We start from the raw sequence: 17457 nt of genomic DNA, 5'->3' as shown, positions 1-17457 counted from the left end.
TAATTATAACCAATTATGAAGAAATACGTACTCATGCTGCTGTTAGCGGCACCGGTGGCTACCTATGCGCAAAGCAGCGGCAGCATCACCATTACTAACGATTCTAAAGCCACTATCAGCAGGCACATTTATGGGCAGTTTGCCGAGCACCTGGGCCGCGGTATTTACGATGGCTTTTGGGTGGATAAAAATCTGCCTGTAAAAAAACAAGACAGGATACGGCTTGACCTGGTGGCCGCGCTGAAGAAAATAAAGATCCCTAACCTGCGCTGGCCCGGCGGCTGCTTTGCCGATGAATACCACTGGCGCGACGGAATTGGCCCAAGCGCGCAGCGCCCCCGTATGGTAAACAGCAACTGGGGCGGCGTTACCGAAGATAACAGCTTCGGCACCCACGAATTTTTGGCGCTTGCCAAACTGCTGGATACCGAGCCCTACATAGCCGGTAACGTGGGCAGCGGCACCGTAGATGAAATGAGCAAATGGATAGAATACCTTAACTCTAACAGCACCAGTACCGTAGTGCAGCAGCGCAAGGCAAACGGCCATCCCGAGCCATACAAGGTTTCGTTTTGGGGTGTTGGTAACGAGAACTGGGGCTGCGGCGGTAACATGACGGCCGAATACTACGCCAACGAATTTAAACGCTACGCATCATTCGCGAAGGATTACCCCGGTGCAAGGCTTAAAAAGATAGCCAGCGGTGCAAATTCCGATGATTATAACTGGACAGAGACTATCATGAAGAATGTCCCTAACCATATGATGTGGGGCGTATCTATGCATTATTATACCATCCCGACAGGAAACTGGGGTAAAAAAGGCTCGGCAACCAGCTTTAGCGAGGCGGAGTATTTTAGTACGATGGTTAATTGCATCAGGATGGATGAGTTAGTGAGCAAGCACTCGGCCATTATGGATAAGTACGACCCTGAGAAAAAAGTAGGATTGGTAGTGGATGAGTGGGGGATATGGACCGACCCTGAACCCGGCAGTAACCCCGGCTTTTTATATCAGCAAAACAGCCTGCGCGACGCGCTGATAGCCGGTACCACTTTAAACATCTTTAATAACCATTGCGACAGGGTAAAAATGGCCGAACTGGCGCAAACCATCAATGTGCTGCAGGCGCTTATCCTTACCCAAAAAGAGAAAATGATCCTGACGCCAACCTACCACATATTTGATATGTACCAGGTGCACCAGGATGCCAAATACCTCAACATCAAACTCAATTCGCCCGATTATGAGGTGGATGGCAAAAAAATAGCTGCTGTAAATGTTTCTGCTTCGCAGGATGCCAGCGGTAAGATCCATATCTCGCTGGTGAATTTAGATCTGCATAACACTGTCACCATCAGCACGGCACTAAAAGATATCAAGTGGAGCACGGTTAAAGGCACTATCCTTACTTCGGCCAATATCACCGATGTAAACACCTTTGAGCAGCCGAAGAAATTGCAGTTGCAAAACTTTAGCGGCGCTAAAAAAGATGGCGATAAACTGGTTGTTGCTATTCCGTCAAAATCGGTGGTTACACTGGAGTTGAATTAAGATTAGAAGCCCATGTCGCAATAGGGGGTAAATGTTGCCCAGGAGCTGATTACTCAGCCCTCTAAATTCGAGATAGTCCTCAATATTAAGTCTTTATAAAACACAGTTGAACTTTAGCTTACCCTGCTAATTGTTCAACTGTTGTTATTTTGTTCAATTATGGCTACAATTTTGAACAATCCTTTCTCAATATCCCTCCAAATAGTTGCCTTAAACGACAAACCACTATTGGTAGTTAAAATGCATTCTAATCAGGAATAATACAAAGTGTGGCTTCCTTATTGCACTACCGTGCAGCAATGCGGAAAACGCATTGACTTCCCTTTAAATTATTACATGTAAGGGTTTTATCCTTTTATAGTACTGTTAAACCTTGTTTATGATCGCTGGTGTAAAAAAGATCCCCCTGCTACGTTACGGCCTTATTGTTTTACTTATTGTGGTACTTTTTGGCAGCGCGTTTTTCCTGTATCTTCATTATAATAAAGCCGAGAAAATCCGCACCAGTTTCCAACAAATGATCAACGCCCGCGAAAATTCGGCGCTGATAGATAGCTGTATCGTTGAACTGTATAGTGCCGATAACAGCAGCCGCATGTATGCGCTTACCTTTAAAAAAGAGTATTTTACCCAGTTTAACAGGCAAATAAAAAATGTGCACAATATTATTGATACCATAAACCGTAATAATAAAACCACCGCCAGCCTTGCCGAGGATACCGAGCTGGGCGACCTCATCAGCGAAAAGTCTTTAAAAACGGATAGCTATATTAAGCTGATGACGCTTACCGATAGCCTGCTAAAATCGGCGAAAAAGCTAAATAGGTCTTTAAAGGATAAGGATAACAAATACCTGCAGCAGCCCGTGGTGCGCCACGTAAAAACCGAGGTGCGTATAGATACCATACGCCCCCTGCCAAAAGTGGCGACGGCCCCGGCGCCAAAAAAGAGTTTTTTTAAGCGCCTGTTTGGTAAAAAGGAAAAGGAGGCAGAGGCCAGGCTACCGCCTGTACTGGTGCAGCGCACCACCGATACCACCATCACCACCATGACACCCACCCCAAAAGTGGCGCGTGTTTACAATAGCTATTACAGCAAACTTTACGAGGCCAATAATAAGCTCCGCATAAACGAACGCGAGATGCTGGAGATTAATAACCGCCTCATCAGCCAGATCATCGGGAGCCTGAAAAAGTATAAAGTGGCCGAGCAGCAGTACATCGCGGCCAGCAAAACGCAGGTGAACAGTAATCTCTCTAACGTGCTCTATGAGTTTAAAAGGCTCTCGGGGCTGATGTTCCTGATGCTTACCATTGTAGTGGTGGTTATCCTTTATAACATCTGGAAGATATTTAAGAACGAGAAGGAAATGGTTGTTTATACGGAGATGGCCGAAAACTACGCCCTCTCAAAAAGCAGGTTTATGGCCAGCATGAGCCACGAGATCCGCACGCCGCTCAACTCCATCATCGGCTTTTCGGAGCAGCTTACCCAAAGCCAGCTTACCGAAACGCAGGTGGAGCAAACCAACGCCATCCGCAGTTCATCAAAAATGCTGCTGGATGTGGTGAACGAGATACTGGATTTTAGCAAGTATGAGACCGGGAAGATGAATTTTGAGGTAGCGCCCTTTAAACCGCATGAGGCCATTGCCGATATTGTAACCAGTATGCAGGTGCAGGCGGGGAAAAAAGGTATAGAACTGAGTCATCAGCTGGATTTCGGCAGTGAGCTTTGCCTGCAGGGCGATTACTTCCGCCTGAAGACTGTAGTGATGAACCTGGTGAGTAACGCCATCAAATTTACGCCGCGTGGCTCGGTGTTTATAAATGCCTTTATTACCGATGGCAGGCAGCCCGGTTTTAAAGTGCTGAATGTGCACATCCGCGATACAGGTTTGGGGATTGATAAAGAGCACCTGCCCTTTATCTTTGATGAGTTTTCGCAGGTTAATTCGGCACAAAAAGCCACTAATACGCCGGGTACCGGGCTTGGCCTGGCCATTGTTAAGAAAATAGTTGAACTACAGGGCGGCAGCGTAAAAGTTACCAGCAAGGTGGGCAAGGGCTCGATATTCAGCTTTAAGCTACCTATGGAAGTAAGCGCGGACGAAGCCTGCGAGTTTAAAGAAACTATTGTGGAAACAGACCCGCGCGAACTTGTTGCCGGTAAACACGCTTTAGTGGCCGAGGATAACAAGCTGAATGTGCTGCTGGTGAGCACAATCCTCAAAAAATGGGGTATTACCTTTGATGTGGCCTATGACGGGCGAGATGCCCTGCAGCTTTTTGAAGATCATCCTTACGATATCATCCTAACCGATATTGAGATGCCCGAAATGGGGGGCATAGAGTTTTCGCAGGTGGTGCGTGCGAATGGTAACCCTGAAAAGGCATCGTTGCCGATATTAGCCTTAACGGCAAATGTGCTTAAAGAAGACCGCGATAAATACTTTGCCGTAGGTATGACAGGCGTAGTGCTTAAACCATTTTCGGAACGGAACTTAATAGACAGTATTGCGGCGGCGTTAAGCAATCGGAATATGCTGGTGAATTAAGCCTTTTTTTTAGCAGCCTTTGTCATTTCAGATTCTGCTTTCTTCACTTCGTCCTTTTCGCTTAAAGGGCCTTCGGTTTTTAGTTCCTTTTCTTTTGATGCGGCGGGCTTAACAGCGCCGTCGCTTTTGTCGCCTGTTTTTTCTGTTGAAGATGCCATGTGATACGTTTGTTTTTAAGAACAACTTTTGGCAGGGGAAAAGGTTTACACAAAATTAATATGGGAGATTCTTCTTGTTCCCCTCTCGAGAGGGGGCGCGAAGGTTTGTGTAATGGCAGGGGTGTGTTAGCCGCCATGCAATTTATGGAGCCTATACGGATAAAATCGGCAGAAAACAAAATATCAAATAACCATACCCGGCATTCGGTTTATTATTCAACATTCGATATTAAATTCCTATTTCTTCAACTGCTTTAGCTCGGTTTTTAGCTCCTGCACCTGCTGCTGGGCCTGGCGGTTTTCCAGGTAGAAGTAGATGGCACAACCTAAAAAGATCTTACCCAAAACAAATACCGCTGCCAAAACCCATTTCCAGTTTTTGTGAACCTTCATGTGATTCGATTCCGACTCTACCTCAATAAAATGCGGGCCATTATTGGTTTTAAAGCCCTGGTAATTGTTGTTCCCGTTATCGGTTGTGAATTGCTTGGGATCGTATTCGGGCCGGAGGATGAGCTCGTCGATGGTATCAGATATTTTATCCCAGGTGCCGACAGGCGGCGTTACGGCCATATGTTGGGCAATATGTTCCATATCCAGCTCCAGCTGTTGCAACGCGAAGTTTATTTCGGGGTATTTAGCCTTCATGTACAGCAATTCTTTAACCTCAGCTTCGGTTGCAGACCCCGTTACATAGGCTTCTAAAATGCCGCTATCTATGTACTGTTGCTGTATCATTACGCTGCTTCCTGATGATGATGAATGACTCCTTCAATATACGCTTAATTTCTGCTTCCGGTTTGTTTAGTTCGGCTGCAAGCCCGGTGGCCGATTTACCATGATAATGGATGCCGCAAAACACCGTTTGTTGCTCTGCCGACATCATATCGATAAATTTATTACCATTGATAACAATACCCTTGGGTTTGCTTTCCGTATCGGCACAGTCATCTGCCGCCGTTAAAAACGAGGCCAGTTTTTTACGGGCCATCATTTGCAGCTGGCAAAAGGTATTAACGCCCGGCGCCGATATTGCCTGTATATCAGCAAACTGCAGTTTGTTAAAAATATCTACCAGGTACTGCTCGGCAACCGTTTTGTTTTTTAGCGCCTCAAACAAGTAGCCCAACAGCATATTTGCATAGCTGTTGTACAAACTTTGTTTGGTTTGCATGGCAGAGGGCAAAGAAGCTTCGGTTTTCGTTAACTTCGATTTCAAAATTGGGTCAAAATAATTACGTTGGGGGTCAGTCAAATCAAAAATACAGTATAAATGCATTTTTAGCGAATAAATGTACATAATAATACAACATTTCAGTTAAAAAAGTTTCTTTGAATAAAGCTTTCGAACGGCGCCGGAGTGTCGCTGGAACCTGTAACTGTTAAATTTAGTTAAATGCCCGCCTTAGCTAATTTATGGCGGGCAAATTTGGTAATTTTAAAGCATGTACACTCGCTTAAGGTATTTACTGTTGTTTTCGTTTTGCCTCTCCGGTCCCATGGTATTTGCCCAGGGTACTTTTAACGGGCGGGTGTTTGAGTATAAAACGCGTATAGGGCTGGGCAACATCTGGATAGAGAACCTCAGCAATAAGCAAAATACGCTTTCAGACAAAACCGGCAAGTTTGCGCTGCCCGCCAAAAACGGCGACCTGGTGTTATTTAAAGGTTTTTCTTATCAAAATGATACCGTGCTGGTAACCAGCCTGAATGGTGCCGAAATATTTTTGGCGCCGCAGAATATCGAACTGAGCCAGGTGAACATCTCTACCACCGAATTGGATAAGCAACTTAGAAAGTATGACCGGCAGTTCCGCAACCAGGCCGTGGTGTACCATCGCGATAGCAAAGGCAATTACGATGGAGGTGTCAGCATCAGGTTACACTATTGGAAAAAAGGCGAGCACGATAAACAAAAGCTGGAAAAAAAGCTGCGAGACTTTGATACGATGGACCAGATCCACGAGTTATTCATCCCGCAAACTGTGGGTAAATATGTACCCTTAATCGGCGATGAGATGGATAACTTTATCAGCCTGTACACTCCCAGCGTTAAAGTTTTTACCAGCAAGGATTTTAATTTGGTGGCCTACCTCAGCGATAGCTACAAAAAATACCAGGCCCTGCCCGAAGAGCAGCGAAAGCCCCGGCCTATTGTTAATTAAAATTAAGCTTTCAGGATAGAGATGCCGGTGCCCAGTGCTATTACATCCTCTACCGCGCCTGCTATCGGGTCTTTCACAAACGGAATTTTATCTACATACTTACGCAGGTAAAAGCTGGCAAATGTAGCAGCCAGCGCGGATGCGCCGCCTAATAAAATGCCATCAATAACGCTGAGCTTATTTGCTTTAAATATAGTGGCGCCCACAAAAGCGCCCGATGCCACACGGGCCAGCAACTGCGCCGGGACGATGCGATCCGGGCCGCCGGGAATTTTATCGCCGGTAATTTCGGCAACGGAAAGAAGCTTGGTGATCATGGCCGTAACCGGCATCTGTATAAACCTTAACGACGAACGCGATAATGCCGGATTGGGGTGGTTGCTTAAATAATGACTGGCAACCATTGGTGCCATGGTGGCCCGCATACCTGCAACAGCACCCAGCCCAACAGTTTGTAATATTACGTTACTTGTTTTCATGCTGATATAACAAGCCGGTTAGGGGATGGTTTGGATTAAATGCAAACCGCTGCTCCAACTTAATTGAACGAGGCCCTGAACTCCAGCGGCGAGAGGTTGGTTTTGGTTTTAAACAGCTTGCTGAATGATTGTGGATGCTCGAAGCCTAAACCATACGCAATTTCGCTTACGGTTAAAGCAGTGGTGGAGAGCTTTTCCTTCGCCTTTTCTATCAATGTGTTATGGATGTGCTGTTGGGTGCTTTGGCCGGTTAGCGTTTTAAGCATGCCGCTTAAGTACCCCGGCGATACGTTTAAGGCATCGGCAACGTAAGCTACGGTAGGTAATCCCTGTGTTGCCAGGGCATCGTTCTTAAAATAGTCGGCAAGGATAACTTCCAGCCGGTGGAGCACCTGGTGATTGGCTATTTTGCGGGTGATGAACTGGCGGTGGTAAAAGCGGTCGGAGTAGTTGAGTAACAACTCCAGCTGCGCGATGATGATGTCCTGGCTGAATTTATCAATGTTGGAGTGGTATTCCTGCCGGATGTTCTGTATAATGCCCACGATAATGGTTTCTTCTTTTTCCGACAGGAACAGCGCCTCGTTCACCGCATAATTAAAGTACTCGTACTGTTTAATGGTTTTGGCAAGGGGCGTGTTCCATAAAAAGTCGGGATGAAATAATAGCATCCACCCCGACTGCTTTAGTGCGGTTACTTTTTCCACTTCCAGCCGCAGCACCTGGCCCGGCGCCATAAAAAACATGGTGCCTTCGTCAAAATCGTAAGCTTGCTGGCCGTATTTCATCTTCACGTTAAAATTCCTTTTCAGCGCTATGGAATAAAAATCTTTCACCATGCTTATTTCCCCGGCGGGTAATTCATCAACATCCTGCAGGTTTATTACGCTCACCAGCGGGTGTTCCGGCTTGGGCAAATTCCTGTACTGGTGAAATTCGCTTATGGTTTTAATGCGCAGAGGTTCCTTGTTGGGCATAGTACAAGTTAGTTATAATTGTTTAATGGCCGCCGCAAATTCTTTGGCATAGTCGGCAAGTTTTACTTTGCCCATCACCGCCGGCCTGTTGCGGAAGTAATCTTCGGCCAATAGCCCGGTATGCAGGCTGCCGAACATTTCTACCATGCCGGCGGCAATACCCGGATGCATCCCGGCAGCTTTTAAGCCGTTCAGCATTTCTTCGTCGCTTATCAATACCCATTGCAGGGGTTTGCCCAAAGCTTGGGCCAAAATAGCGGCTGTTTGCGCCCCGGTGAGCTCCTCGCTGGCCACATACCTTACTTTTCGGCCTGTGAATGGTGTGCCTATTTCCTCTGCGATCGCTGCCGCGATATCAACCGGCGAAACCCATGGAATAATATCGCCAACACCATAGTTGGTAGCAATGCGACCCTCGTGTTTGATGCAATGCGTATGCGCGAATAAATTGTAGTAGAACGAAGTAGGGCGCATGTGCGTAATGGCCACCTCTGCCGGCAATTCGTTTAACATCTGCTCCACGTCGTGCGCGCCAATCAATATGCCCGAGCCCTTTTCCAGGTGAGCGCCAATGGTGCTTAAATTTACCACCTGCTTTACGCCCGACTGCCCAATGGCCGCCGCGTAATTGCGCCCGATGCGGTGATAATAGCCCACCAAGTCCAGGCTGTGGTCGAAATAATTGGCGGGTGGCACCATGGTGTACACCGCATCGGCACCGGTAAAAGTAGCGGTAAGGAAGCCGGCATCTTCCAGTGAGCCGATGGCTGCGGTGGCACCCAGCGCTTCAATATCGGCCTGCTTATCAGCCTTGCTGCTGATGACGGTAACATCGTGGCCCTTTTGGACTAATTCCTGTGTTAATGGCTTGCTGATGTGCCCCAACGAGCCTGTTAATATAATTTTCATGATTTTGTATGTTTGATAATACAAAGGTGGGGCATCGCCGGCGGGTGGATGTAGCCGAATCTGCTGAGGTTGTAGTAGGAATTGGGGGAGATTAGAGAGTTGTAAGTGGTGAATAGAATGTTGTTGAATCTAACTAATCAAATACCCGCCTCGTTAAGGGTACACACTTGGCGGAAAGAAAATGGCAAGCGTCCAAGCTTGCGAGCGTGGCAATTCAGTAAAGTAAGCGTGGACGCTTACATACCTTATTGCGACAAGTGTGGACACTTGTCGCAATAAGGCGCGTTATTGGATCTCGGCGAGAGTAGCGAGTGGGGGGAGTGAGCAGAAAAACCGAGCCTCCCCGCCTAGACAAGTGTCTACACTTGACGAAAGAAAACGGCAAGCGTCCACGCTTGCGAACTGGTAATTTCAGTTAAAGTAACCCTCTCGCCGCGCCAAGTGTCTACACTGGGCGCAACAGCGTATGTAAGCGTCCACGCTTACATACGTTATTGTTGAATACTAAGGCACCCGCCTCTTAATCAATAAATTATTTTCAAAGGGCTTTCCGGATTGGCGCTGCTGTACCAAAACTCGTGCGCCGAGCCCACAAAACCCGCCCTAACCGGATTATCGTGGATATAATCTATCTTTTGTTGAATCACTTCGGGAGAATAAAGCAACACCGGGTGATTCCCGTTTTGCCAAAATTGGTTATGGGTATTTAACGGATTGTATCTACCTGCAAGTTCAAACCGTTTTAGCATCCATTCGCGCCTGCTTTCCTGTGGGTTGCCGGCAATCATTTCTACCAATCTTTTTGATGTAAAGGTTTTAAAATGGCCGAGCACATCGCCAAGCGCTCCTTCAGAAACATTTGCCACCAAATGGATGTGGTTCGTCATGATCACGTAGGCATAAATATTTAGTTTTTTATGCTGCTGGCAAAAGGCAAGGTTTTCTATCAGGAAATCGTTGTAGAGCCGCCTGGTAAATACATCCACCCAGTCGACTACGGTGAGCGTAACAAAATAAAGTTCGTCGGTTGAGGCACTGCGTGACATGGATTAAAAATGCAAAATATTTAGCAGTTCAACAAGTGTAAGCGTGGACGCTTACCAAGGCTGTTGCGCCAAGTGTGGACACTTGGCTCGGCGGCGGGGCGGATTCACTACAATACCCCGCCTAGACAAGTGTCTACACTTGACGAAAGAAAATAGCAAGCGTCCACGCTTGCGAACCTTGTATTTGGATTACAGTAAGCGTGGACGCTTACCAACGTTATTGCGCCAAGTGTGGACACTTGTCGCGGCGGTAAGGGGGGAATTTAAAAATAACGCACAAAAAAATAGCGATGAGTTTTTAAACCCATCGCTATTTTTTCAAAGCCTCCCCTTCCGGGGGAGGTTGGAGGCTGCCTATATCTTCCCCTTCAAACTATCCTGTTTAGCTTTTTCTTTCTTTTTGAAGAACCCGCGGAGCAGGAAGTTGTGCTGTACGGCTTCCAGGTCATCGTTTAGTTTTACGGAGCTTTGCTGGAGCTGGTCGATAGTGGTTTGTACCTTCGCGGCGCCCTTCGGGTCGTTAAGCAGTACGCCTAATATGTTATCGGTGCTGTTAAGCTTGTTGCTGGCCTTGTTCAGGTTTTCGGTCAGGACGGTGGCGTTGTTGGCCGCTTCCTTCAGCTTGGTAACTGCTTCCTGTATGCGGGCATAGGCCACAGTATCGGTAAGTAATTTATCGGCAAGGCCGCCTTTGGTGTTCATTTTAGCGCCGAAGGTATTCAGTTCAACAGCCATTTTTGATGCGGTTGCGGTGGTGGTTTGCAGGTTGCGCATGGCGGCGCGTAGTTGCATGGCCATGGTGCTGTCGGCCAATAATGCGCCAACGGTGCCTTTGCCAGCCAAGATCTGGTGACCAAGGGTTTTAAAATCGGTAGTGATGGCCAGCAGGTTCTCGTTGTTCTTTTGCAGGGTGGCCATAATATCATCGGTTGAGAGCAGTTTGGCTGCCTGTAACACGTCGCCATCCTGTACAATAGGGGCCTGCGGACTCCCGCCATCAATTACAATGATCTTGTTACCTATCAATCCGTCGCTGCTGATATGCGCCAGTGCGTTGCGGTGGATGTACTGCTGGGTAGAGGCATCAATAGCCATATCTACATCAACCTGCGCGTTGCCGGTGAAACGTACGGCCTTTATAGTACCCACCTTTACGCCCGAGAACCACACGTTGTTGCCTTTTTTTAAGCCGGCCACATCCTGGAAGATGGCGCTGATCTTAATGCTTTTTACAAAGCTTTTGTTCTGCCCGCCCAGGGTGAGTATGCCTATTACAAATACTGCTACGCCGAGCAGTACGAATGCGCCTACTATAATTGATTTTCTTTTTTCTGCTGAGTCCATATATAATGGTAATATTATTCTGTAAAATTATAATCGTAAAAAGGTTTTACCCTTACGTCGTCGGTTTTAAATACTTCATCGAAAGTACCCACACGCTGAAACTGACCCTCCAGTAACATAGCAACCCTATCGCCGGTTTGTTTGGCGCAGGTCAAATCGTGTGTAATGATGATGGATGAAGTGTTGTAGTTTTTTTGTACTTCGTTGATCAGGTCGTTTATTTCGATACAGGTGATGGGATCCAAACCGGCGGTAGGCTCATCATACATCATAATTTCGGGGTTGAGGATCAGCGTACGGGCAATACCGATACGCTTGCGCTGCCCGCCCGAAAGTTCGGATGGCATCTGGTTGATGGTTTGCGAAAGGCCAACCGCATCCAGCACGCTCTCCACATTTTTATCCACCTCGGCCTTGGTAATGCCCTTGCGGTTACGCACCAGCGGGAACTCCAGGTTTTTACGCACCGTCATACTATCGTACAAGGCGCTATTCTGAAAAGAAAATCCAATGCGGATGCGCAAAGCTTCCAGTTCGCGCTGGCTGATATTGGCTACATCGTGCCCCAACACATCTATTGTGCCTGCATCGGGCCTTAACAAACCCGAGATCAATTTGATCAATACCGATTTACCGGTACCCGAACGGCCAAGCACCACCAGGTTCTCACCCTGGAAAAGATCCAGGTCGATGCCCCTTAATACGTCGTAATCGCCGAAGGATTTCTCCAGTCCGCGGATCTTAACCACTTCGTTCGTCTTGTCGATATTTGCCTTTTGCTTTTGCATATGGGTATTAGCGGAACCAGCCGGCTATCTGTACAATTAAAACTTCTTCAATAAAAACCAAAAACATGGCGGTTACTACCGCGCCGTTAGCTGCTTTACCTACGCCCTCGGTGCCTTTATCGGCAAAATAGCCCTGGTAACAGCCTACTATACCAATAGTGAAGCCAAAAACGATGGCCTTACTCAACGAGGCCCAAAAATCTACAAAAGTAAGCGGCTCGAAGGCCTGCTCCATAAAGGTGGTGTATGTAGTGCCCTCGTTGGCGCTAACGTTAAGGTAACCGCCCAATAAGGCAATAAATGCTACGTACGTGGCCAGCAGGGGTATAGTAATGGTAGTTGCGATAACACGCGTACACACCAAAAATTTAAAAGGTTTGGTGCCCGATACTTCCATGGCGTCTATCTGTTCGGTAACGCGCATGGAACCCAGTTCGGCACCGATGCTGCTGCCCACCTTGCCGGCGGCAATAAGCGCGGTAACCAGGGGCGCAAGGGCTTTCATAACAGCGATGGAAACCAGCGATGGCAGCCATGATGTTGCACCAAAGCCGGTTAGCGAGGGGCGGCTTTGCTTGGTGAAAATTACGCCAACAATGAAGCCGGTTAAGGTGATGAGCGTAAATGAGCGCACGCCGGTTTCGTAACATTGGCGCATGATCTCTTTCAGATCGTATGGGGGCAACAAAACTTCCTTGAAAAAGCGAAGCACGAAACTGTAAATATTATACAGCATCAGGAAGAAGTCGCTAATACTACCCCTGGCTCGCGACAAGCGGGAGGGTACTGGCTTTGTTGTACTTTTAGTGGTATTCATTTAAGCGGACAAAGGTATAACTAATACAAGATATAGAATAGGTAAGGGCGCAAAATGTTTTAACCGGGGAGTGATTATTACACGTGGTAGACTATCCAAAAGTTTAGCCTATAGCCAGTGGTTGTAACCGGCTGTAAATTTGAAATAAAAGTATAATATCTGCAACAAGGAAATTTGGGGTGTGCGAAAAGATCGGAGCGAGATCCGGAGGAATGCGTGGGACAAAATGCCCCGGCCTTTTTTAAGCAAAAAACGGTGTGAAATAAGGCCCTTTGGGCGCGAATTTTTGCGAAAAAAGCGCAAAAAATTGTAAAAACAAGGAGGTTTTCGACAGTAAAATCCGCTTTTTCGGTGCAAAAGCGTACTTTTTTGCACCGAAATAAGCCTTTTGTCGGCCGAAACGTAGTTGTTTTTATCCAAAAAAGAAGTGATTTTAACCTGAAATGGGGTAAAATTTAACACTTTTTGTAGGAAATTAATATTATTAGGTTAAATTCGTATCATACTTTGATTGTAAACTGCAACTTTAATTAGCCATGCCGAATAACGTAATGCGTGAGATCACCCCGCTCACTCCGGGCGATTGCTTTACCATTTTTAGTCGGGTGAAGACTAAGTTTGATTTCCCGCTGCATTATCATGAGGAGTATGAGCTGAACCTCATTATCAACGCCAAAGGCGCGAAACGAGTGGTTGGCGGCAGTATTGAAATGATAGATGAACTGGAGCTGGTGCTCATCGGCCCAAACCTGTACCACGCCTGGTTTACTCACCAGGCTAAAAGCGAGGCTATTACCGAGGTGACCATACAGTTTCATAAGGATCTGTTTGATGATAAATTCCTCCGCCGCAACCAGCTGAGCTTTGTAAAAGCCATGCTTGACAGGGCGCAGCGTGGTATCGCCTTCCCGCCCGAGACCATACTGGCCATTAAGGACAGGCTACAGTCGCTGGATAAGAAGAACGGGTTCGATTCGGTGCTGGAACTGCTCAGTATCCTGCACGATCTTTCTATCAGCCGCAATATGAAGGCTTTATCTGATGCCAGCTTCACCAACGAAAAATTCAACTACAACAGCCGCCGTATAGAAAAGGTGTTTGAGTACATGAACGTTAACTATAACAAGCAGGTAACCCTTGCCGAGGTAGCCAAGATAGCCAACATGCCCGATGCGTCCTTTAGCAGGTTCATTAAAAAACGCACCGGCAAAACCTTCATCGATAGCCTGAACGAGATTCGCCTGGGCCATGCCTCGCGTATGCTGATAGAGAGCACCACCACCGTAGCCGAGATCGCCTATAAATGCGGCTTTAATAATATTTCCAACTTCAACCGCATCTTCAAGCGCAAAAAATTCTGCATCCCAAAAGAGTTCAGGGAAACCTACACGGGGAACAGGGTATTTATTTAATTTGTAGATGTGTTGATTTGAAGTTTAGAAAATAGAGCAACAAAGGCTGCATTTTGGGGATGATGTGTCGTGTTAAATCAATACTTGGTTAAAATAGTATTAGAGTTGGGTGGTGTAACCATCTAATTTTGCTTTTAACCAATTGCCGGCGGCGTTTTGTGTGCTTTATTTTCAAATTGCCAACTTATCAAATCTTCAAATTAAAAGAATGAGATTGTCCCTGATAGATATTTCCATCATCGTATTGTACCTCCTCAGCACCATATTTATCGGGCTTTGGTATCGCAAAAAAGCCCGCGAAAACAAGGACAGCTATATGCTGGGTGGCAAATCGCTGCCCTGGTATAAGCTTGGTTTAAGCGATGCTTCGGATATGTTTGATATCAGCGGCACCATGTGGATGGTGAGCCTGTGCTTTGTGTACGGCATGAAAAGTATCTGGATACCATGGCTTTGGCCGGTTTTTAACCAGGTTTTTTTGATGATGTACCTCTCGCGCTGGCTCCGCCGCTCTAACGCCACTACCGGTGCCGAATGGCTGGCAACCCGCTTTGGCAAAACGGGTGCAGGTGTAACCAGTTCACACTTGGTAGTTATCGCTTTTGCCTTGCTAAGCTGCCTTGGTTTTATGGCTTACGGCTTTATAGGGTTGGGCAAATTTATCGAGATATTTATCCCCTGGGACCTGATCAAAGGCTACGTGCCGTTTGATGTGGCGCCGCAGTATGTGCCTCACGTATACGGTATTATCTTCACGCTGTTTGCCATGTTCTACTCCATTATCGGCGGGATGCACAGCATCGTAACCGGCGATATGGTGAAATATGGCATCATGACGGTGGCCTGTATCTGGATAGGTTTCATCGCGGCAGAGCAACTCGCCAGTCATAAACTAAATGTGCCAAATGGCTGGTACACACCGTTTTTTGGTAAGCATTTGGGGCTGGATTGGTCGAACGTGATCAAGGAAGTGAACGTGAAGATCAAGAGCGACGGTTACTCGCTGTTCGCATATTTCTTTATGATGATGACCTTTAAAGGCTTTTTTGCTGCCCTGGCCGGCCCCGCGCCAAATTATGACATGCAAAAGATCCTGAGCACCCGCTCGCCCGAAGAAGCCAGTAAAATGAATGGCTTTGTAAGTGTGATACTGTTGCCTATCCGCTATACGCTCATCATCAGCTTAACCGCTTTGGGACTAATATATTACCGCCAAATGAACCTTGCCGATGGCGCAGGTAATATCGATTTTGAACGCATTTTGCCTGCGGTTATCAATAACTTTTTACCGGTCGGCCTGGTAGGCTTACTGCTTGCCGGTTTACTGGGTGCCTTTATGAGCACTTTTAGCGGCACCATGAACGCTGCGCAGGCTTATATCGTGAACGATATCTACATTAAATATGTAAACCCCGAGGCATCTACCCAGAAGATCATCAGTATGAATTACCTGGTGGGGGTGGTGGTGGTAGCCCTGGGCGTTTTCCTCGGCTTTTTTGTGAAGGATATCAACAGTGTATTGCAATGGATAGTTTCTGCCCTATACGGGGGCTATATAGCAGCCAACGTGCTTAAATGGCATTGGTGGCGCTTTAATGCCAATGGTTTTTTCTGGGGGATGCTTGCCGGGATCCTGGTAGCCATGGCGTCTTCGGTACTGGTTACGTATGGCTATATCCCCGATGGGCAGCTGCTTTACTGGTTCCCGGTGCTGTTCCTGTTCTCGCTGGCGGGCTCTATCATCGGCTCGTATGCGGCACCTCCAACCGACGCTGCCGTACTGCAATCCTTTTATACCAACGTACGCCCATGGGGTTTTTGGGAGCCGGTTAAACAGATCGCGTTGGCAAACGACCCATCCTTTCAGCCTAATAAAAACTTTAAACTCAATATGTTCAACGTGGTGATAGGCACCATAGCCCAATGCTGCCTAACCATATTGCCCATGTATCTTGTACTGGGGCAAAGGTCGCCTTTGCTGGTTACCATAGTCATTTTGGCGGTAATGATGCTGATTCTCAAGAAAACCTGGTGGAATAAACTAAAAGAATATTAATACATTATATGACCCCTACCTTTAAAAACAGGCTGGCGCAACTACAAGCGGCATACCAGCAACTGACGGATACGCCTAACGAGATCGACGGACCGGGCAACGGCATCTTCGACCGGTATAAAAACCCGGTGCTAACAGCCGCGCACGCTCCCATAAGCTGGAAATACGATTTAAACCCCGAAACCAACCCCTACCTGATGGAGCGTTTCGGCATTAACGCTGCTTTTAACGCCGGTGCCATCAAATTCAACGGGAAATACCTGATGGTGGTGAGGGTAGAAGGTGCCGACCGCAAATCCTTCTTCGCGGTAGCAGAAAGCCCTAACGGGATAAGCCATTTTACCTTTTGGGATAACCCGGTTACCATGCCCGAAACGGATGAGCCTGATACCAACCTGTACGATATGCGCCTAACAGCGCACGAAGATGGTTGGATCTACGGCCTCTTCTGTACCGAAAGGCGCGACCCCGCTGCGCCATCGCACGACCAAAGCATGGCCATAGCCGCCTGCGGCATTGCCCGCACAAAGGACCTGCTGATTTGGGAACGCCTTGCCGACCTCAAAACCAACTCGCCGCAACAACGCAACGTGGTGCTGCACCCCGAATTTGTGGACGGTAAATACGCGCTGTACACCCGTCCGCAGGATGGCTTTATCAGTGCGGGTAAAGGTGGTGGTATCGGCTTTGGGCTTTGCGAGACCATGGAGAATGCTGTGGTAGACGAGGAGACCATTATCGACAACAAACAATACCATACTGTTTACGAGGCCAAGAACGGGCAGGGCCCAACCCCTATAAAAACCGAACAAGGCTGGCTGCACCTGGCACATGGAGTGCGCAATACAGCTGCCGGCTTGCGCTATACGCTGTATATGTTTATGACCGACCTAAATGACTTGACCAAAGTGCTGTACAAACCCGCGGGCTACTTTTTAGCCCCGGATGGTGCCGAGCGTATTGGCGACGTAAGCAACGTGGCTTTCTGCAACGGCTGGATAAAGGATGAGGACGGCAGCGTATTTATTTATTATGCATCATCAGATACCCGTATGCACGTGGCAACCACTACCGTAGATAAACTATTGGATTACGTAATGAACACCCCGGCTGATGGCCTGCGCTCGGCGGCTTCGGTAAATACGCTGAATACAATTATCAATAACAACAAAAAGCTGAAGGAACTGGTTTAGTA

16 protein-coding genes are annotated in these 17457 nt (G+C 47.3%); 6 read left to right on the top strand and 10 right to left on the bottom strand.

The window, feature by feature from the left end; translation table 11 throughout:
- Positions 1 to 15 precede the first annotated feature (15 nt).
- Entirely contained in the window at positions 16 to 1554 is a 1539-nt protein-coding gene (locus tag IDJ77_RS20770) for an alpha-N-arabinofuranosidase (protein WP_191190897.1), read from the top strand.
- A 379-nt stretch (positions 1555 to 1933) separates the two neighbouring features.
- Positions 1934 to 4111 carry an ATP-binding protein gene (locus IDJ77_RS20765; protein WP_191190896.1) on the top strand — a complete coding sequence of 726 codons (2178 nt, stop codon included), beginning with the start codon at positions 1934 to 1936 and terminating at the stop codon, positions 4109 to 4111.
- On the opposite strand, the gene IDJ77_RS20760 is transcribed toward IDJ77_RS20765, so the two are convergent.
- The 3 genes from IDJ77_RS20760 to IDJ77_RS20750 form a co-directional block, all read right to left on the bottom strand.
- Complete coding sequence (locus tag IDJ77_RS20760; protein ID WP_191190895.1) at positions 4108 to 4269, bottom strand: hypothetical protein; 162 nt, start codon at positions 4267 to 4269, stop codon at positions 4108 to 4110. The genes IDJ77_RS20765 and IDJ77_RS20760 overlap by 4 nt on opposite strands.
- 237 nt (positions 4270 to 4506) lie before the next feature.
- Positions 4507 to 5007, bottom strand: a complete 501-nt coding sequence (locus IDJ77_RS20755; RefSeq protein ID WP_191190894.1) for a hypothetical protein — start codon at positions 5005 to 5007, stop codon at positions 4507 to 4509.
- Entirely contained in the window at positions 4982 to 5443 is a 462-nt protein-coding gene (locus tag IDJ77_RS20750) for a hypothetical protein (protein WP_191190893.1), read from the bottom strand. The genes IDJ77_RS20755 and IDJ77_RS20750 overlap by 26 nt, the downstream gene beginning before the upstream one ends.
- Before the next feature lie 271 nt (positions 5444 to 5714).
- On the opposite strand from IDJ77_RS20750, the gene IDJ77_RS20745 reads away from it, so the two are divergent.
- A complete protein-coding gene (locus tag IDJ77_RS20745) occupies positions 5715 to 6434 on the top strand; it encodes a hypothetical protein (RefSeq protein WP_191190892.1) in 720 nt (239 codons plus the stop codon).
- 2 nt (positions 6435 to 6436) lie between these two features.
- Here the strand turns inward: IDJ77_RS20745 and IDJ77_RS20740 are convergent, their stop codons facing one another.
- From IDJ77_RS20740 to IDJ77_RS20710, 7 genes are all read right to left on the bottom strand, one after another.
- Positions 6437 to 6913, bottom strand: a complete 477-nt coding sequence (locus IDJ77_RS20740; RefSeq protein ID WP_191190891.1) for a DUF4126 family protein — start codon at positions 6911 to 6913, stop codon at positions 6437 to 6439.
- A gap of 59 nt (positions 6914 to 6972) precedes the next feature.
- Positions 6973 to 7890, bottom strand: coding sequence for a helix-turn-helix domain-containing protein (locus tag IDJ77_RS20735; RefSeq protein ID WP_191190890.1), 918 nt, complete (start codon positions 7888 to 7890; stop codon positions 6973 to 6975).
- Positions 7891 to 7902: 12 nt separating this feature from the next.
- Complete coding sequence (locus tag IDJ77_RS20730) at positions 7903 to 8799, bottom strand: NmrA family NAD(P)-binding protein (protein WP_191190889.1); 897 nt, start codon at positions 8797 to 8799, stop codon at positions 7903 to 7905.
- Positions 8800 to 9323: 524 nt separating this feature from the next.
- Positions 9324 to 9845, bottom strand: coding sequence for an REP-associated tyrosine transposase (locus IDJ77_RS20725; RefSeq protein WP_191190888.1), 522 nt, complete (start codon positions 9843 to 9845; stop codon positions 9324 to 9326).
- A 354-nt stretch (positions 9846 to 10199) separates the two neighbouring features.
- Positions 10200 to 11189 (bottom strand): MlaD family protein, encoded by a 990-nt coding sequence (locus tag IDJ77_RS20720; RefSeq protein WP_191190887.1) that lies wholly within the window; start codon positions 11187 to 11189, stop codon positions 10200 to 10202.
- A 14-nt stretch (positions 11190 to 11203) separates the two neighbouring features.
- On the bottom strand, positions 11204 to 11977 hold the full coding sequence (locus IDJ77_RS20715) for an ABC transporter ATP-binding protein (RefSeq protein WP_191190886.1): 774 nt from the start codon (positions 11975 to 11977) through the stop codon (positions 11204 to 11206).
- A gap of 7 nt (positions 11978 to 11984) precedes the next feature.
- Positions 11985 to 12713, bottom strand: a complete 729-nt coding sequence (locus IDJ77_RS20710; protein WP_224751178.1) for an MlaE family ABC transporter permease — start codon at positions 12711 to 12713, stop codon at positions 11985 to 11987.
- Between the two features lie 617 nt (positions 12714 to 13330).
- On the opposite strand from IDJ77_RS20710, the gene IDJ77_RS20705 reads away from it, so the two are divergent.
- From IDJ77_RS20705 to IDJ77_RS20695, 3 genes are all read left to right on the top strand, one after another.
- On the top strand, positions 13331 to 14206 hold the full coding sequence (locus IDJ77_RS20705) for an AraC family transcriptional regulator (RefSeq protein ID WP_191190884.1): 876 nt from the start codon (positions 13331 to 13333) through the stop codon (positions 14204 to 14206).
- Between the two features lie 208 nt (positions 14207 to 14414).
- A complete protein-coding gene (locus tag IDJ77_RS20700; protein ID WP_191190883.1) occupies positions 14415 to 16262 on the top strand; it encodes a sodium:solute symporter family protein in 1848 nt (615 codons plus the stop codon).
- An 8-nt stretch (positions 16263 to 16270) separates the two neighbouring features.
- Positions 16271 to 17455, top strand: coding sequence for a glycoside hydrolase family 130 protein (locus IDJ77_RS20695; RefSeq protein WP_191190882.1), 1185 nt, complete (start codon positions 16271 to 16273; stop codon positions 17453 to 17455).
- Positions 17456 to 17457 lie beyond the last annotated feature (2 nt).

The organism is Mucilaginibacter pankratovii (assembly GCF_014773265.1).
Classification (GTDB): domain Bacteria; phylum Bacteroidota; class Bacteroidia; order Sphingobacteriales; family Sphingobacteriaceae; genus Mucilaginibacter; species Mucilaginibacter pankratovii.
The sequence above is the reverse complement of the archived record's forward strand: the minus strand, read 5'-3'. Positions and strand labels throughout refer to the sequence as shown.

Excerpts from the sequence above, each read along its gene's own strand:
- IDJ77_RS20770 (WP_191190897.1), top strand. The coding sequence starts at position 16 with ATGAAGAAATACGTACTCATGCTGCTGTTAGCGGCACCGGTGGCTACC.
- IDJ77_RS20765 (WP_191190896.1), top strand. The coding sequence starts at position 1,934 with ATGATCGCTGGTGTAAAAAAGATCCCCCTGCTACGTTACGGCCTTATT.
- IDJ77_RS20760 (WP_191190895.1), bottom strand. The coding sequence starts at position 4,269 with ATGGCATCTTCAACAGAAAAAACAGGCGACAAAAGCGACGGCGCTGTT.
- IDJ77_RS20755 (WP_191190894.1), bottom strand. The coding sequence starts at position 5,007 with ATGATACAGCAACAGTACATAGATAGCGGCATTTTAGAAGCCTATGTA.
- IDJ77_RS20750 (WP_191190893.1), bottom strand. The coding sequence starts at position 5,443 with ATGCAAACCAAACAAAGTTTGTACAACAGCTATGCAAATATGCTGTTG.
- IDJ77_RS20745 (WP_191190892.1), top strand. The coding sequence starts at position 5,715 with ATGTACACTCGCTTAAGGTATTTACTGTTGTTTTCGTTTTGCCTCTCC.
- IDJ77_RS20740 (WP_191190891.1), bottom strand. The coding sequence starts at position 6,913 with ATGAAAACAAGTAACGTAATATTACAAACTGTTGGGCTGGGTGCTGTT.
- IDJ77_RS20735 (WP_191190890.1), bottom strand. The coding sequence starts at position 7,890 with ATGCCCAACAAGGAACCTCTGCGCATTAAAACCATAAGCGAATTTCAC.
- IDJ77_RS20730 (WP_191190889.1), bottom strand. The coding sequence starts at position 8,799 with ATGAAAATTATATTAACAGGCTCGTTGGGGCACATCAGCAAGCCATTA.
- IDJ77_RS20725 (WP_191190888.1), bottom strand. The coding sequence starts at position 9,845 with ATGTCACGCAGTGCCTCAACCGACGAACTTTATTTTGTTACGCTCACC.
- IDJ77_RS20720 (WP_191190887.1), bottom strand. The coding sequence starts at position 11,189 with ATGGACTCAGCAGAAAAAAGAAAATCAATTATAGTAGGCGCATTCGTA.
- IDJ77_RS20715 (WP_191190886.1), bottom strand. The coding sequence starts at position 11,977 with ATGCAAAAGCAAAAGGCAAATATCGACAAGACGAACGAAGTGGTTAAG.
- IDJ77_RS20710 (WP_224751178.1), bottom strand. The coding sequence starts at position 12,713 with ATGCTGTATAATATTTACAGTTTCGTGCTTCGCTTTTTCAAGGAAGTT.
- IDJ77_RS20705 (WP_191190884.1), top strand. The coding sequence starts at position 13,331 with ATGCCGAATAACGTAATGCGTGAGATCACCCCGCTCACTCCGGGCGAT.
- IDJ77_RS20700 (WP_191190883.1), top strand. The coding sequence starts at position 14,415 with ATGAGATTGTCCCTGATAGATATTTCCATCATCGTATTGTACCTCCTC.
- IDJ77_RS20695 (WP_191190882.1), top strand. The coding sequence starts at position 16,271 with ATGACCCCTACCTTTAAAAACAGGCTGGCGCAACTACAAGCGGCATAC.